The organism is Solirubrobacter soli DSM 22325 (genome assembly GCF_000423665.1).
Lineage (GTDB): Bacteria > Actinomycetota > Thermoleophilia > Solirubrobacterales > Solirubrobacteraceae > Solirubrobacter > Solirubrobacter soli.
Genome location: NZ_KE384071.1, coordinates 109,481 through 124,610 on the forward strand (window position 1 = coordinate 109,481; position 15,130 = coordinate 124,610).

Genomic DNA, 15,130 nt, shown 5'->3' on the forward strand with positions numbered 1-15,130 from the left:
CTGGTCAAGGTGGGCGACTTCGACGGTCCGACCTACGCGACGGGTGCACCCGGCGACGCCTCGCGGGTGTTCGTGGTCGAGAAGCCCGGGCGGATCCGGCTGGTGCGCGACGGCGCGGTGCTGGCGCAACCGTTCCTCGACGTCTCTTCGATGACGCTGAGCGCCGACGAGGAGCGCGGGCTGCTCTCGGCCGCGTTCGCGCCGGACTACGCGACGTCGGGAAAGTTCTACGTCTACCTGACGGCGCGGCCCGACGGCGCGCTCCAGATCTGGGAGTACACGCGCTCGGCGGCGAACCCGGACGTGGCGGACGCGTCGAGCGGGCGGCTCCTGCTGGCGATCCCGCACGCCGACGCCGCCAACCACAACGGCGGCCAGCTGCAGTTCGGGCCTGACGGCAAGTTGTGGCTCGGGACCGGCGACGGCGGGGGCGGCAACGACCAGTTCGGGCACTCGCAGGACCCTGCGTCGCTGCTGGGGAAGCTGATCCGGCTCGATCCGGCGTCGCCGGCGCCTGAGATCGTCGCGCGCGGGCTACGCAACCCGTGGCGCTTCTCGTTCGATCGCGCTTCGGGGCAGCTCGTGGTCGGTGACGTCGGCCAGGACGCGTGGGAGGAGATCGACGTCGGCGTCGCCGCGAACTACGGCTGGCCGTGCTTCGAGGGCACCGCCCGCGGGCCGTCGTCGCCCGCCTCGTGCATGTCGGGCGCGACGCTGCCGGTGCTGACCAAGTCACACGCCGACGACGGGTTCTGCTCGATCACCGGCGGCTACGTCGTGCGCGACCCAGGGCTGCCGACGCTGGCGGGCCGCTACCTGTACGGCGACTTCTGCAACGCGGCGCTGCGCTCCGTCGACCTGGCCGCGCCGGCGTCCGATGCCGCCGTGGGCCTGTCGGTGAACTCGTTGAGCTCATTCGGCGAGGACACGTGCGGGCGGATCCTCGTGGTGTCGCTGGCCGGGCCGGTGTACCGGCTGGTCGACGGCGCGTTGTCGGCATGTCAGTCGAGCGCACCTGGACCGACGGCGCCTCCCCCCGACACCCGCGCCTGCGTATTGTCCGCCCGCGTGACGGGGATGCGCAGCCTGCGCCGCACACGTCGGCTGACGGTCGCGCTGCGGACGGACGAGGCGTGCACCGCGGTCGTGAGCGCCCGCGTGCGCGGCGTGGCGTCGTTCCGCGGCGCCCGCGTCGGACTGGAGCGCGGCAAGCGCACCGTGGTGCGCGTGCGGCTGACCACCCGTGGCGCCCGGGCACTGCGACGCGCGCTCCGCCACCACACCTCCGTGCGCGTGGCGGTGACCGTCCGCGCCACAGACGCCGCCGGCAACGTCGCCCGGTTGTCGCCGACGGTGAAGGTGCGCCGATGACGCGCCCGCCCACCGCCTCGCGGCCCGCGGCCTCGCGGCCCGCCGCCACGCGGCCCGCCGCCACGCGGCCCGCGGCCTCGCGGCCCGCCGCCACGCGGCCCGCGGCCTCGCGGCCCGCCGCCACGCGGCCCGCCGCCACGCGGCCCGCCGCCACGCGGCCCGCGGCCCCGCCGCCCGCCGCCACGCGGCCCGCGGCCTCGCCGCCCGCCGCCACGCGGCCCGCCGCCGCGCTCCTCCTCGCGGCCCTCTTCGCGCTCGCCCTCGCCGCGCCCGCCCACGCCGCGCCGAGCCTCGTCTCCCTCGGGTCCTTCTCCACGCCGACCTACGCGGCGGCGCCCGCGGGCGAGCCGACGCGGGTCTTCGTCACCGAGAAGGGCGGGCTCGTGCGGCTGATCGTCGACGGGCGCGTGCAGGCGGCGCCGTTCCTCGATCTGCGGTCGATCGTCCAGTCGAGCGAGAGCGAGCGCGGGCTGTTGTCGATCGCGTTCGCGGCCGACTATGCGACGTCCGGCAAGTTCTACGTCTACCTGACCGCGAAGGCGCCGCTCGGGGAGATCCAGGTCTGGGAGTACACGCGCTCGGCGGGCGATCCGAACCTCGCGGATCCCGGCTCCGGCCGGCTGCTGATCGGCATCCCGCACACCGACGCGGCCAATCACAACGGCGGCACGGTGCAGGTCGGGCCGGACGGGAAGGTGTGGCTCGCGACCGGCGACGGCGGCGGCGCGAACAACCAGTACGGGCACTCACAGGACGACGGGTCGCGGCTCGGGAAGCTCCTCCGGCTCGACCCGGCGGCGCCGTCGACCAGCGTCGAGCAGCTGAGCCGCGGCCTGCGCAATCCGTTCCGGTTCACGTTCGCGCCCGACGGGACGATCGTGATCGCCGACGTCGGGCAGGGCGCCTGGGAGGAGATCGACGTCGGCGTCGCCGCCAACTACGGCTGGCCGTGCCGAGAGGGCGCCCACGCCTACCGCTCCGACCCCGGCTGCGCCACCGCCACCCTGACCGACCCGGTCGTCGAGAAGAGCCACTCGCCGGACGGCTTCTGCGCGATCGTCGGCGGCGTCGTCGTGCGCGATCCCGGCCTGCCGACCCTCAACGGCCGCTACGTCTACGGCGACAACTGCAACCAGGCGCTGCGGTCGGTGAACCTCGCCGCACCGACCTCCGACGCCGCCGTCGGCCTCAACGTGCCGCAGCTGGCGGGCATCGGCGAGGACGCCTGCGGCCGCGTCCTCGTCGTCTCCCTCGGCGGCACCGTCTCACGCCTCCAGGACGGCACGGCGACGCCCTGCGAGGTCGTGACGCCCACCCCGACGCCGACCGCCACCGCCACGGCGACGGCGACGGCGACAGCCACGGCGACCGCCACCGCGACGGCGACGCCGACGGCCACGCCCACCGCGACGGCAACCGCGACGCCGACGGCCGACCCGACGGCCACGCCCACCGCGACGGCCACAGCCACCGCGACGGCAACCGCGACGCCGACGGCCGACCCCACCGCCACGCCCACCGCGACGGCCACAGCCACCGCGACGCCGACGGCCGACCCCACCGCCACGCCGACCGCGACCGCGACGGCGACGGCGACGGCGACGGCAACGGCCGACCCCACCGCCACGCCCACTACCACGGCGACGCCGACCGCCACCGCTTCGGCGACCGCCACGGCGACGCCGACCGCCACCGCCACGCCGGACGTCACCCCCGCGCCGTTCTCGGCCCCGCCCAACCTCTTCCCCGCCGCGGACCTGCGGCCGTGCACGATCTCCAGCCGCGTCACCGGCCTCCGCTCACTCGCCCGCCGCGGCTATCTCTCGGTCGCCCTGCGCACCGACGAGGACTGCCGCGCGACCATCAGCGCACGCGGGTTCCGCACCGTGAAGGCGAACCTCGAGCCCCACCTGCGGATCGTCGTCAAGCTGCGCCGCACGACGAACCGCGCGCGCTCGATCCAACTCACGATCGAGACGCGCGACGCCGCCGGCAATCTCCGTCGCCTGCGCCAGACGGTGAAGACCCGCTAGTCCGACTCGACCCCGCGGATCATCCCGTTCCGGAACGCGTCGACGAAGCGGCGGTGGTCCTCGCGGGTCAGCCGGCCGTAGTCGGCGCCCCACTCCGCCAGGGACGACACGAACTCGTCCTCGCGGCCGCCGATCACCGCGGTGATCTTCTCCTCGACCTGCACGTCCACCAGCGGGTGCTCGTTCCCCGCATCCGAGACGCAGTGGACCTTGGCCGTCGCCCGCCCGAGGTCGTTCACCAGCGGCACCATGTCGTCCATCTCGGACACGGCGTCCCAGTCCAAGTCCGCCTCGTAGGGCGAGAGCTCCTTGATCACCTGGCCGACGCCGTCGAGCTCGCACCATCCGACCCACGGGTCGGAGTGGGCCTGCAGCGCGCCCTGGGACACAGCGGTGCGGTGACCCTGGTGCTCGAAGTAGGCGCTGATCTTCTCGTCATGGACGATCCGCGAGACCGCGGGCGTCTGCGCCTGCTTCATCGACAACACGACGTCGTTCTCGAGCGCCTGCGTCCGCCCCTCGACGAGCAGGTTGTACGCGCGCAGCCCCGCCGAGCCGATGCCGAAGCCCGACCGCCCCACGATGTCCTTGACCTCGTACGAGATCGACTGCTGGCGCTTGGCCTCGGGAATCGACTCCAGATAGGAGGCGTAGGCGCCGCGGACGGCGTCCTTCTCGGCGTCGTCGAGCACCCGCACGCCGGGTACCACCGACAGCCGCCGGTCGCCGCCCTCGATGTGCGTGGTCATCTCGAGGATCGAGAGCCTCGTCTGCATCCGCGCATCCTCCAGAACGGCGTGCAGAGGCCCGCTCGTGTTCTCCAGGGTCAGCCGGAAGTCGCGATCGACCTCGGAGGTCGCAAACAGCCGCACCGTCTTCACGTACGCCCGCGCGTAGGTCTCGATCAGCGACGCGATCGAGGCATCCGAGAGCGCCTTGCGGAACCCGAGCAGCGCCAGCGACGCCGCCATCCGCTGCAGGTCCCACGTGTAGTGGCCGAGGTACGCCTCGTCGAAGTCGTTGACGTCGAACACGAGGACGCCGGCCGAATCCATGTACGTGCCGTAGTTCTCCGCGTGCAGGTCCCCCTGGATCCAGACCCGCGACGTCGACGAGTCGACCCACGGGTCCTCGAGCCGGTCGACGTCGGAGTAGAACAGCGGCGCGCTGCCGCGGTAGAAGGCGAACGGGTCCGCGGCCATCTTGCGGAACTTCCCGCGGAAGGCGCGCGGGTCGCGCTCGATCAGGTCCTCGAAGGCGTCGACGAGGACGGAGACGATGTGCTGCTGGCGGTCTGAGTCGGATGCGGCGAGATCGGAAATGGCGCTCATCGCCGCGAATCATCGCGGTTAACGAGAAACGGCCACGACGATGTCGTGGCCGTACTCTGCGAATCCTTCCGCGCCCCCTCCGTGAGGATGAAATCCTGTCCGAACGCCCTCCGTAAGCGTGAGGATCAGGATGGCATCGCACCCGGAACGGGCCAATCGGACATGTGTCTAGGCGGCTGCTTCCTCCGCCAGGGGCTCGCGCTCGTAGGCGGTCGCCGGAACCCGCTTGTAGGGCTGTTCCGGCTCCTGATGCTCCTCGTGGTAGGCCGATTCGGCGTTCACGGCCCAGAGGTCATGCTTCGTACCGGCGATGATGTTCTCGACCGCGCGCATGGCGGTGAGCATCGAGTGGTCCGAGTTGTTGTAACGGTGCAGACCGTTGCGGCCGACCTGCTGGATGTTGGCGATGCCCTCGAGCCACTCGCGGATGACCGCGACGCGGTCGGAGTAGTCGGCGTCGTACATCGGGTAGGCCTTCGGGACGCGCGTGACGAACCCGCGCTCGACCTTGGAGGCCGAAGCGAGGCCCAGCTTCTCGATCTCGCGCTTGCCGAGCTCGACGAGGTCCTCGTCCGAGGACTCCCACAGCTCGTCGCCCTTGAAGCAGAAGTACTCCATGCCGATCGAGGCCTTGGACTGGTCCGGGACCATCCACGGCGACCACGAGCGGAAGTTCTGGATGCGGCCGACCTCGACACCGGGCTCGTGGATGTAGATCCAGTTGTCCGGGAACAGGTCCTCACCGTCGATCACGAGCGCGATCGTGAGGAAGTCGCGGTAGCGCAGGCCCTGCGCGGCGGCCTGCACGGTGCCGGTCGCGGCCGCGCCGGAGAGGCCGACCGTCGCCCGCAGCGGAAGCGAGGAGATGACCTCGGACGGCTCGATGCGCTCGCCGCCGGCCTCGATCGCGACGATCTTGCCGTCGCGGACCTCGAGCTTGGTGACCGGGCAGTTGAGCCGCACCTCGCCGCCGTGGGCGATGATCTCGTCGGCCATCGTCTCCCACATCTGCCCCGGGCCGAAGCGCGGGTAGTGGAACTCGTTGATCAGCGACTTGATCTTGTTGCCCTTGTTGCCGAAGAACGCGGCCTTGGCGGCGGAGAAGAACGAGAGGCCCTTGATCCGCTGCGCGGCCCACTCGGCCCGCACCTCGGAGGCCGGCACGCCCCACACCTTCTCGGTGTAGGACATGAAGAAGTGCTGGTAGAGCCGCTTGCCGAACCGGTTCGATACCCACTGCTCGAGGTTGTCCTCACGACCATTGGGCGTGATCGCGGCCCAGAGGTAGGAGAGAAGACAGCGCGTGAGCTCGACCGGGCCGAGCTTCTTGATGACGTCCTGCCCGTTCAGCGGATAGTCGAGGAACTTGCCGCGCCAGTAGATGCGCGACATCCGGGGACGCTTGAGGAACTCCTCCTTCATCACTTCGTGCCAGAGGTCGTCGACCTCCTTGGACTTGGTGAAGAAGCGATGGCCGCCGAGATCGAACCGGTAGCCGTCACGAACCTCGGTCTTGGCGATGCCGCCGACCTGATCCTCCGCCTCGAACACGATGACGGGGCGCCCCTCCTTCGCGAGGAGGTATCCAGCCGTGAGGCCGGCGGGGCCGCCGCCAAGGACAGCGACCGGCTTCTCAGGCCGGAACCGACGCGGGGCGTCGGTCGGCGTGTAGTCAACGGTGGACATGGCCATCACCTTGCCCACTCGCCGGGTCTTTCCCGCGCGTTGCTAAAGCCCGCTAACACCCCTTAAGCCCAGGCTCTAACCTCTCCGCCCGTGCAGGCAAGCAGTGCGCTGGACATCCTCCTGGTCGATGACGACCGTCCCTTGCGGGAGATGCTGACGCGTTCCTTCGAGCGCGAGGGCCACCGAGTCACGGCCGTGCCCGACGGCGAGTCCGCTCTCGCCACCGCCCAACAGCGGTCCTTCGACGTGGTGCTGCTCGACGTCGCGCTCGGTGCCGGACCCACGGGGTACGACGTCGCCCGCGAGCTCCGCAGCCGTCGCGACGTCGTGCCGATCATCATGCTGACCGCCCTCGATTCCGAGGCCGACGCGGTCCAAGGCCTCGAGGCGGGGGCCGACGACTACGTCACCAAGCCCTTCGGCCTCGCCGAGCTGCGCAGCCGCATCCGTGCCGTCCTGCGCCGCGCCCAGGGCCGCGTCGTCGAGGGCAACCTGCGGGTCGGCCCGGTCACGCTCGACCGCGACCTGCGCCGCGTGACGATGGAAGGCGAGCCCGTGCGACTGACCTTCAGCGAGTTCGAGCTGCTCGGCTGCCTGATGTCGCGCCCCGGTTACGCGTTCAACCGCCAGGAGCTGCTGCGCGCGATCTGGGGCGACTCCGCCTACCGCGACCCGCGTGCGATCGACGTCCACATCCGCCACCTGCGCGAGAAGCTCGAGCCCGTCCCGGAGGAGCCGAGCCTGATCCTGACCGTCCCCGGCCAGGGCTACCGCTTCCGGGAGGCATGATCCGAACCGCACTCCGAGGCCTGCGCGGGAGGCTGCTGCTCTCCCTCGTGGCCACGAGTGCGATCACGCTCGCGGTCGCCGCCGCGATCACCCTGGGCCCGCTCCAGTCGCGGCTCCGGGACGAGAGCCAGACCGCGTTGCAGCAGGCGACCCAGGAGACCCGGTACGACTTCGCCAACGCGCTCGAGAAGACGGCCAAGCCGAAGAAGGACGAGAACGAAGTCGGCCGGCAGAGCCGCCGGGCCGCCGCGCTGGGTGACGTCGCCCGCGACCTGCGCGACCGGACCAACGGCGCGCGCGTCATGGTCACCGACCTCACGTTCACCGACCCGTCCGGCGAGAACGCTCCGGCCTTCCTGTACGACACGGACTTCCAGTCGATCGCGTCCGGCAACGCCCTCCGGCTCGCGATCCGAGCGTCCGTCGAGGGCGTCGAGGAACGGCAGATCGTCGACGACGAGCTGACGTTCGCGATGCCGCTCTTCAAGGGCAACGAGGTCGACGGCGTGGTCGTCGCGCAGCGCAACCTGACCGAGGTGTCCACCACGGTCCGCTTGGTGCGCAACGCGCTGCTGACCGCGGCGGCGATCGGGCTCGTGGTCGCGATCGGGCTCGCGCTCGGCCTTTCCAGCACGCTGACCCGCAGGCTTGGGCGCCTCCAGCGCGCCGCGCTGCGGATCACCCAGGACGGCCCTGAGGCGCCCGCCCCGGTCGACCGCGGCCGCGACGAGGTCGGCGACCTCGCCCGCGCCCTCGCCCGCATGCAGGAGGAGCTCAGGCGCCAGGAGGCGGCGCGACGGTCGTTCGTCGCCACGGCCTCGCACGAGCTGCGCACGCCGCTGACGACGCTGCAGGGCACGATGGAGCTGCTCGACGAGGACCTGCAGGAGGGCGGCGACCTCACCGACGCCCAGGAGCAGGTCGCCAGCGCCCGCGGCGAGCTGCGGCGGCTCTCGGTGCTGGCGAGCGAGCTGCTGGACCTCTCCCGCCTCGACGCCGCCATCCAGCTGCGCAACGAGCCGGTCGAGCTCGGCGAGATCGCCCGCGCCGTCGCCGCCGAGTTCTCGCTGCGCGCCGCCGACCGCGGCGTCGACCTGCTCGTCGACTCGCCCGGACCGTGCTGGGCGCACGCCGACCCGGCCGCCTGCGTGCGGGTGGTGCGCATCCTGATCGACAACGCGCTGCGCTACGCGCCGCGCGGGAAGCCGATCTCGATCACCGCGACGTACGCGGGCTCCCGCGTGTCGGTGCGGGTCTCCGACCGCGGCCCGGGGGTGCCGGTCGAGGAGCGCGAGCACGTCTTCGAGCGCTTCCACCGCGGCAAGGCGACCAGCACCGAGACCGGGTTCGGGCTCGGGCTCGCGATCGGGCGCGAGCTGGCCGAGCGCATGAACGGCACGCTCGAGCTCTCCGACTCCTACGAGCGCGGCGCCTGCTTCGTGCTCACGCTGCCGGCTAGCGCGTCTTCACCAGCACCGTCGCCTGCACCGGATTCGGCCGCGGCGGCGTGAACGCTGACGGCTGAATCGAGGCGATCTCGAGCCCCGGGTAGTTGGAGAGGAACTGCGACCACTCCTTCGACCGGATCCGGATCAGCTTCGTCCACGGCGCCCGCCAGCGGTTGAGCGTCCACGTGATCGGCTCGACCAGCACGACCCGCGCGCCGACCGGGAGCGCGTCGATCACCGGCTTCAGGTCCTTCTCGGGCGTCGTCCTGTCCAGGCGCTCGACGCCGTCGCGCCAGTCCCAGACGCCCAGCTCGGTCTGCGCGCCGGTCAGCGTCGCGTACTTCAACCCGTCAGGCAGGTAGTAGTGCAGGACCGGGATCGTCTCCGGCTGCGTGGAGATGACGAGGTCGCCGGGCTGCAGGCTCGGCGCGATGTTGTGGGCGATCGCGCGCACGTTGGACTTCTCGACCGGCGCCTTGTCCTGCGCCCACATGATCACGACCAGCGCGAGGCCGACGACGCCGAGCCGCCGCGCGGAGGCGAGCCCGCCGGCGGCGAGCAGGACGAACGGCGGCAGCGCGACGGCCAGGTAGCGGTTCGCCCACGCCGGTGAGCTCTGCGAGAGCAGCCAGGCGATCGTGGGCGTCAGCACGGCGATGATCGCCAGGCACAGCGCGGCCTTCCCGCGCTCGCTCAAAGGTCGCCTGAGCAGCGTCAGGAGCCCAGCCCCGGCGCAGATCAGCAGCACGATCTGCGGCATCCGCCCGAGCAGCACCCCAGGGACGCCGAGCAGCGAGTCGAACGCGGGCGCGTCCGCCCAGGGCGCGCCGGTGTGGGCGGCCTGGTAGAGCGTCGTGGGGATCCACGGCAGGTAGAGGACGAGCAGGCCGCCGAAGCCGAGCAGCGCGTCGCGGAAGAGCTGGCGGCGACGCGGCTTGTCCGCCAGCGCCCAGAGCATCACCCAGGCGACCGCGGCGCTCATCGTGAAGAAGATCGGCCAGTTGTGCGTGTAGAGCGCGACCGCCACCGAGACCGCGAAGCCCGCGATCCATGGTCGCCGGTTCTCGGTCTCCAGCGCGTAGGCCTTGATGAAGCAGGTGGTCGCCGGGATCGCCAGCAGCGTCACGAGCGAGTACATCCGCGCCTCTTGGGCGTACTGCGCCAGGAACGGGTTGAAGGCCATCAGCACCGCCGAGAACCACCCGGCCCGCAGCGTCCCCCAGATCAGCCGGCCCGCCCAGAACCCGGCGGGGATCGCCAGCAGCGCGAACAGCAGCGACAGGCCGCGCACGCCGGACTCGCTGCGACCCGCGACGTCCAGCCAGAAGTGCAGCAGCATGTAATACAGCGGCGGCGAGCCGTCCTCGCGCAGCGCGAACGGGATGTCCGACAGCGGGCGGTCGGCGATCCCGACGCTCAGCCCCTCGTCGATCCAGAAGCCGATTCCGAGCTCGCTCGTGCGCAGCAGCAGCGAGATCGCCACCAGCGCGCCGATCCCGGCGGGCACGGCGACGCGCGCACCGGTGATGGCGCGCGCCTTGACGCTCCAGGACGGTCGTGACGCGATCGTGCTCATCGGGCGCAGGAAGAGCCGATGACCCACTTGCGCGTCCGGGCGATCTCCGGGAAGCGCGGGTCGCGGGACAGGGCGGAGTAGCTGGGGGCGATGGTCGAGCCGGGCGGGAAGGCGAAGATCTCGGAGTCCATCTCGTGCAGATGCATGTACCACGCGACGGCCTGCGTCTGGAAGGCCCCCGTGTACACCGTTCCGCAGGACTTCAGCTTGGCCTCGCCGCCGCCGGCCTTGATCGCGTCCGGGACGGTGCCATACAGGTCGGCCTCGGCCTGGATGCGCATGCCGGCCTCGTCGAGCTCGTGGATGTCCTCGAGCACGAACGGCGCGGAGGCGCCGGCGATCGCCAGCGCGAGCAGCGCGGCGGGGATCATGCCGAAGCGGGCGTTGGTGGACTTCACCAGCCACACCCACCCGGCGCCCGCGAGCACGCACACGAGCGCGGCGGGCAGCGCGATGTAGCGCAGGTTGCCGGCGAAGCCCGCCTGGGTCATCGCCGCCACCGCGATCATCAGCACGGTGCCAATCAGGGCCATCGCCAACTGCAGCCCGTCCTCGCGGCGCTTGATGAACGCCCACAGCGCGGCGGCGACGGCGATCACGCCGCCCACGTAGACCGGCGGGCTCAGCACCGACGCCGATCGGTTGAAGACCTCGATGAACGGGTGCGCCGCGAACGCGGCCGAGTCCGGGTTGGGCTGACGGGCGCGCGCGGCGGCGCGGAAGAAGTCCCCCGAGCCGAAGTACTCCGGCACGAACCAGAGCACGATCAGCGCGAAGCCGCCGCCGAGCACCAGCGCCGTCGTCTTGACCGGGAGCTTGTTCTCGCGGTGCCAGTCGGCGGCGATCAGGTAGAGCCCGTACAGCGCGATGAACGGCCACACCTCGGGTCGCAGCAGCGCGGCGCCGAGCCCGAGCAGGAACGCGTCGCGGCGGCGGCCGTCGAGGTGGCGCTCGATCGCCCACAGGCAGAGCGCGACGAGGATGCCCTCGGAGTTGCCGCGGAAGAAGTTGCGGATGAACTCGTCGGCGAGGATCAGCGCGCCCGCCGCGATCAGCCCGGCGACCGGTCCGGCGAGACGCTTGCCGAGCCGGAACGCCATCGCGAACGCGAGGATGCCGCCCGTCCGCGCCACGACCAGCCACAGCAGCGGCGCGCCGTCGTCGCCCGCGAGGCTGAACGGGGTCGTGAAGATCACCGGGAGCGGCTTCCAACTCGGCCCAGTGCTCGTCACGAGGTCCAGGTGCGCGACCTCGCGCCCCCAGATGATCCACGCCCACGGGTCGTAGGTCGGGACGCTCGGGAGCAGGAGCGAGAGCGCGGCCAGCGCGACGCAGCCGAGCAGCAGCAGCTTCCACGGCTGGGCGGGAGCCGATGCCGTGTCGGCGGTCTCGGGCGGCGGCGCGAACCGGTCGAGCATGCGCGACGCGCCCGGGGCCAATGCGGTCAGGGGCGCGAACGCCAAGCGGTCACCTCAGGCCGAGGGCGGCGGCGATCCCGGGATGGGGCTCGGCGGTCAGGTCGATCTGGACGGTCGGCTGGCCCCACACGGCGAGGCCGCGGTCGAAGGCGCTGATCGGCAGCTGGGACGCCTCGGCGAGGTCCCGGGCGCGCCGCTCGAGCAGCATCCGATCGCCGGACACGAGCAGGCGCTTGGCGGCGTCGGTCGTGGCGTCGTCGTCGGCGAAGTGCAGCGCGTCGGCCTCCAGCGGGTAGATGTCGGCGGCGCCGAGCGCGGTCAGCAGGTCGTAGCGCATCGCGCGGGTGAAGCCCGGCAGCGCGAGCCGCTCGAAGACACGCGCGAAGCGGCGCTCCGGCGTCCAGATCTCCTCGCCGGTGAACGCCTCTTCCTGCGTCGGGCCCTGGCGCTCCACCCAGGCGCGGTACGCGGCGGCGGTCTTGGCCTTGGCCTCGGGGAGCGCGTCGAGGTCGCCGGCGTCCTCCCACGCGGGCCGGGTCTGGTCGATCAGGTCGTAGAGCTCGGGCGCGAGCGCGAAGAGGAACGCCAGCCACGTCGCGTGCTCGACGTCGGGCGTCTCGTCGATCGCGGTGAACGGGCCGGGCGGGTCCAGCCGCTCGTGCGCCTGCGTGACCGCGATCGCCAGCCGCTCGGCATCGGCCGTCGCCTTCAGGCCGGGGGCGAGCGGGTTGCGGTAGCCGTCGTCGGTCGCGCGCGCCAGCTGGCGCGTGACGAGCCGGCCGGAGCCGCGCGAGTTCGACGAGGACCCCTTCGTGGTCTTCGCTCGCGACTTCGGCGTCGACGTCGCACCCGGCTTGCGCACGGTGACGTGGCGCACCGGGGTCGCCTCGCGGAGCTCGCGGGCGCAGATCGGGCACTTCGAACTCAGCCGGTTATGACGGCAGAACATGCCTGGCATCAACAGATCACGCTAGCGGGTTGTGGGAATGATCGAGCCTTCTCGCGATGGTGCTAACACGACGCTTCGACGCCGCATCCGCTCCCCCTCCGGGCGGTCGGGGGCGAGCGTGAAGCGCTGGTTGATCGCTCTGATGACTTCCCGCATCTCGAGCGTTGCGAACGCGGCGCCGAGGCATCTTCTCGTTCCGCCGCCGAACGGGATGTAGGGCGCGTCCGGGCGACGGTGGGCGAGGTAGATGCACGCGGCGACGTAGACGTCCTTCGGGATCGTGTGGCCCTGCAGGCTGTAGGGCTGGAGCGTCTTGCGGGCGGTGATGCTCAGGACAGGGCGCGTGGTCAGGACGTGCTTGACGAAGGCGTCGATGTCCTGGTCGGTGTCGAGCGGCGGTTGCTCGCGGGCGAGGCGCTCACACGCCCACGCGAGCGCGGTCGCGGTCGTCTCGTGGCCGGCGGCGAGCAGCGTGACGAGTTGGTCGCGCAGCTCTTGGCGGGTCGCGCCCGCGGCCTTGAGCGTCGTGAGGATCGAGTCGCCGTCGGTGGCGTCGTCGATCCGCGCGTAGACGAGCTCGTCGATCCGGGCGACGGCTCGGGTGAACCGCTTGTGCGGCCCGAGCAGCGCCATCGCGATCAGGTTCGGCATCGAGCCGGTCATGTCGAGGGCGGTTCGGAGCGCGTCTTTGAGTGCATGGTCGCGGCTGCCGAAGATCACCCGCTGGATCACCTCGAGCGTGATCGCCTGCATCCGCGGGAGCGTCTTCACGGTGGTTCCGGCCGGCCACGTGTCGAGCTCCGCGTGGGTGATCTCGGAGACGGTCGCGGCCCACTTCCTGAGCTGCTCCCCGTGGAACGGCGGGAGCATCAGCCGGCGCTGCTTGAGGTGCTCCTCGCCGTGCAGGATCAGCACGCTGTTGGGGCCGACGAACGGCTCCATGATGCTCGAGCTGTCGCCGGCCTGGAGGACGTCCGGCGGCGCGGCGTAGATGCGCTTGATCTCCTGCGGGTCGGAGGTCAGGACGAGCGGCGCGTCCATCCAGACCGTGTTGAGCGTGAACGGCTCGCCGTAGCGCGCTTGGGCGCGGCGCAGCAGCGCGGTGGGCCGGATGATCCACTCGACGGTCTGCAGCGCGGCGGGCTCCTTCGGACCGGGCGGCAGACCGTCACGCATGCGGCAGTATGAGCACGAAACGGGCGCCTGTCGGTTCGCCGGGCCCCGGTTCCTCCTCCTGCAGCTTCAGCTCGCCGTTCATCCGGCGCGCGAGCTCGGCGCCGATCGCCAGCCCGAGCCCGAAGCCCGGGGCGGTCGTGTGCTCGCCGCGCTGGAAGCGCTCGAAGATCGCGGCGCGCTCCTGCTGCGGGATGCCGTCGCCGCCGTCGAGGACGCGCACCTGGACGTGGCCGTTGACCTGCTCGGCGCGCACCTCGACGGGCGCGTCGGGCGCGTAGCGGACCGCGTTGTCGATCAGCAGGCGCACGATGCGGGCGACGCCCTCGGGATCGCCCTGCGCCCAGCACTCGTCGTCGGGCTCGATCCACCGGGGTTGCGCGAACTCGGCGGCCACGGCCCGGGAGAGCTCGCCGAGCTCGATCGGCTCGCTGCGCAAGGGGGCGCCGGCGTCCAGCCGCGAGAGGTCGAGCAGGCCCTTGCTCAGGCCGCTCAGCCGTTGCGCCTGCATGAGCGCTTGTCTGACGTCCGCCTTGATGCGCTCGGGATCGGTCTCGTCGACGGTCAGCTCGAGCAGGTTCTGGAGGCTGGTCAGCGGTGTCCGGAGCTCGTGCGAGGCGGTGGCGACGAACATCCGTCGCGCGTCCTCCTGCTGCGCGAGTCGCTGCTGCAGGCCGGCGAACGCTCTCGCCAGCTCGCCCAGCTCGTCGCGGGCGGTGTCGACCTCGGCGGGCGCGAGGACCGGGTCGGCGGCGAGCATCGCGTCGCTCAGGCCCCGGAGCCTGCGCAGCATGCGCCCGGAGAGCGCGAAGCCGGCGATGAGCGCGAGCGCGAGGCCGGCGAGCGCGGCGCCCGCGAAGGCGTCGGCGACGACCGAGTAGGTGCGGCCGACGTCGCCGAGGTGGCGGCGCAGGGTGAGCGCGGCGGGCTTGTCGTCGAAGCGCAGCGGGATCGCGGCCTGGGCGACGCCGTGGTGGATGTCGCGCACGTCGCGGCGGGTGGTGAGCGCTTTGTGGGCGTCGGCGAGGCTGCCGCGGACGTCGGGGTCGGTCTCCGCCCGGACGCCGTTGGCGTCGACGAGGACGATCTGGGCGCCGGTCGCTCGTGCCAGCGCGCGCATCAGCCGCGCCGGGTTGGTGTGGGGCGGGAGGCGCTCGAAGCCGGGTCTCGCCGCTTCCGCGCGGAGGATCAGCGAGCGGGCGGCGTCGTCTCTGAGCCGGGCCTCCAGCGGCGGGAGGAGCGCGAGCGCGGCGACGGCCAGCGTCGTCGCCGCGGTCGCGAAGAGCGCGAGCACGAGCCGGGCGCGCAGCCCCACGCCGCCCCGTGGCAGCACGGCGCGGGAGCGAGCCGCCAGGC

11 protein-coding genes are annotated in these 15,130 nt (G+C 72.0%); 4 read left to right on the forward strand and 7 right to left on the reverse strand.

What is annotated here, in order from left to right:
• Window positions 1-9: 9 nt before the first annotated feature.
• Together G569_RS54615 and G569_RS59780 are read left to right on the forward strand one after the other, a co-directional pair.
• Window positions 10-1,371 carry a PQQ-dependent sugar dehydrogenase gene (locus tag G569_RS54615; RefSeq protein WP_053227527.1) on the forward strand — a complete coding sequence of 454 codons (1,362 nt, stop codon included), beginning with the start codon at window positions 10-12 and terminating at the stop codon, window positions 1,369-1,371.
• Entirely contained in the window at window positions 1,368-3,404 is a 2,037-nt protein-coding gene (locus G569_RS59780; protein ID WP_053227528.1) for a PQQ-dependent sugar dehydrogenase, read from the forward strand. The genes G569_RS54615 and G569_RS59780 overlap by 4 nt, the downstream gene beginning before the upstream one ends.
• Here the strand turns inward: G569_RS59780 and G569_RS0136350 are convergent.
• Both G569_RS0136350 and G569_RS54625 read right to left on the reverse strand, forming a co-directional pair.
• Window positions 3,401-4,735: a DUF2252 domain-containing protein gene (locus G569_RS0136350; RefSeq protein ID WP_053227529.1), complete on the reverse strand. Its 1,335-nt coding sequence runs from the start codon at window positions 4,733-4,735 to the stop codon at window positions 3,401-3,403. The genes G569_RS59780 and G569_RS0136350 overlap by 4 nt on opposite strands.
• Before the next feature lie 168 nt (window positions 4,736-4,903).
• Window positions 4,904-6,421 (reverse strand): NAD(P)/FAD-dependent oxidoreductase, encoded by a 1,518-nt coding sequence (locus G569_RS54625; protein ID WP_053227655.1) that lies wholly within the window; start codon window positions 6,419-6,421, stop codon window positions 4,904-4,906.
• A gap of 90 nt (window positions 6,422-6,511) precedes the next feature.
• Here G569_RS54625 and G569_RS0136360 point away from each other — a divergent pair, with 90 nt between their 5' ends.
• Window positions 6,512-7,210, forward strand: coding sequence for a response regulator transcription factor (locus G569_RS0136360; RefSeq protein ID WP_028067043.1), 699 nt, complete (start codon window positions 6,512-6,514; stop codon window positions 7,208-7,210).
• Window positions 7,207-8,721, forward strand: coding sequence for a sensor histidine kinase (locus tag G569_RS0136365; RefSeq protein WP_028067044.1), 1,515 nt, complete (start codon window positions 7,207-7,209; stop codon window positions 8,719-8,721). Before G569_RS0136360 ends, G569_RS0136365 begins: the two co-directional genes overlap by 4 nt.
• Here the strand turns inward: G569_RS0136365 and G569_RS0136370 are convergent.
• Genes G569_RS0136370 through G569_RS59785 form a run of 5 tightly spaced genes read right to left on the reverse strand, consistent with a single transcriptional unit; the run spans window position 8,666 to window position 15,107 of the window.
• Window positions 8,666-10,234: a glycosyltransferase family 39 protein gene (locus G569_RS0136370; RefSeq protein WP_157592555.1), complete on the reverse strand. Its 1,569-nt coding sequence runs from the start codon at window positions 10,232-10,234 to the stop codon at window positions 8,666-8,668. The two genes, G569_RS0136365 and G569_RS0136370, sit on opposite strands and share 56 nt — an antisense overlap.
• Complete coding sequence (locus G569_RS0136375) at window positions 10,231-11,697, reverse strand: hypothetical protein (RefSeq protein ID WP_028067046.1); 1,467 nt, start codon at window positions 11,695-11,697, stop codon at window positions 10,231-10,233. Before G569_RS0136375 ends, G569_RS0136370 begins: the two co-directional genes overlap by 4 nt.
• A gap of 4 nt (window positions 11,698-11,701) precedes the next feature.
• The gene (locus tag G569_RS0136380; RefSeq protein ID WP_037501751.1) at window positions 11,702-12,610 is read right to left on the reverse strand and encodes an alpha-glutamyl/putrescinyl thymine pyrophosphorylase clade 3 protein; all 909 of its coding nucleotides are present in this window, start codon (window positions 12,608-12,610) and stop codon (window positions 11,702-11,704) included.
• Window positions 12,611-12,622: 12 nt separating this feature from the next.
• A complete protein-coding gene (locus G569_RS0136385; protein ID WP_028067048.1) occupies window positions 12,623-13,777 on the reverse strand; it encodes a cytochrome P450 in 1,155 nt (384 codons plus the stop codon).
• Window positions 13,770-15,107, reverse strand: a complete 1,338-nt coding sequence (locus G569_RS59785) for a sensor histidine kinase (protein WP_157592556.1) — start codon at window positions 15,105-15,107, stop codon at window positions 13,770-13,772. Before G569_RS59785 ends, G569_RS0136385 begins: the two co-directional genes overlap by 8 nt.
• Between the last annotated feature and the right edge of the window lie 23 nt (window positions 15,108-15,130).

Excerpts from the sequence above, each read along its gene's own strand:
- G569_RS0136370 (WP_157592555.1), bottom strand. The coding sequence starts at position 10,234 with ATGAGCACGATCGCGTCACGACCGTCCTGGAGCGTCAAGGCGCGCGCC.
- G569_RS0136350 (WP_053227529.1), bottom strand. The coding sequence starts at position 4,735 with ATGAGCGCCATTTCCGATCTCGCCGCATCCGACTCAGACCGCCAGCAG.
- G569_RS0136365 (WP_028067044.1), top strand. The coding sequence starts at position 7,207 with ATGATCCGAACCGCACTCCGAGGCCTGCGCGGGAGGCTGCTGCTCTCC.
- G569_RS59780 (WP_053227528.1), top strand. The coding sequence starts at position 1,368 with ATGACGCGCCCGCCCACCGCCTCGCGGCCCGCGGCCTCGCGGCCCGCC.
- G569_RS0136380 (WP_037501751.1), bottom strand. The coding sequence starts at position 12,610 with ATGCCAGGCATGTTCTGCCGTCATAACCGGCTGAGTTCGAAGTGCCCG.
- G569_RS0136385 (WP_028067048.1), bottom strand. The coding sequence starts at position 13,777 with ATGCGTGACGGTCTGCCGCCCGGTCCGAAGGAGCCCGCCGCGCTGCAG.
- G569_RS54625 (WP_053227655.1), bottom strand. The coding sequence starts at position 6,421 with ATGTCCACCGTTGACTACACGCCGACCGACGCCCCGCGTCGGTTCCGG.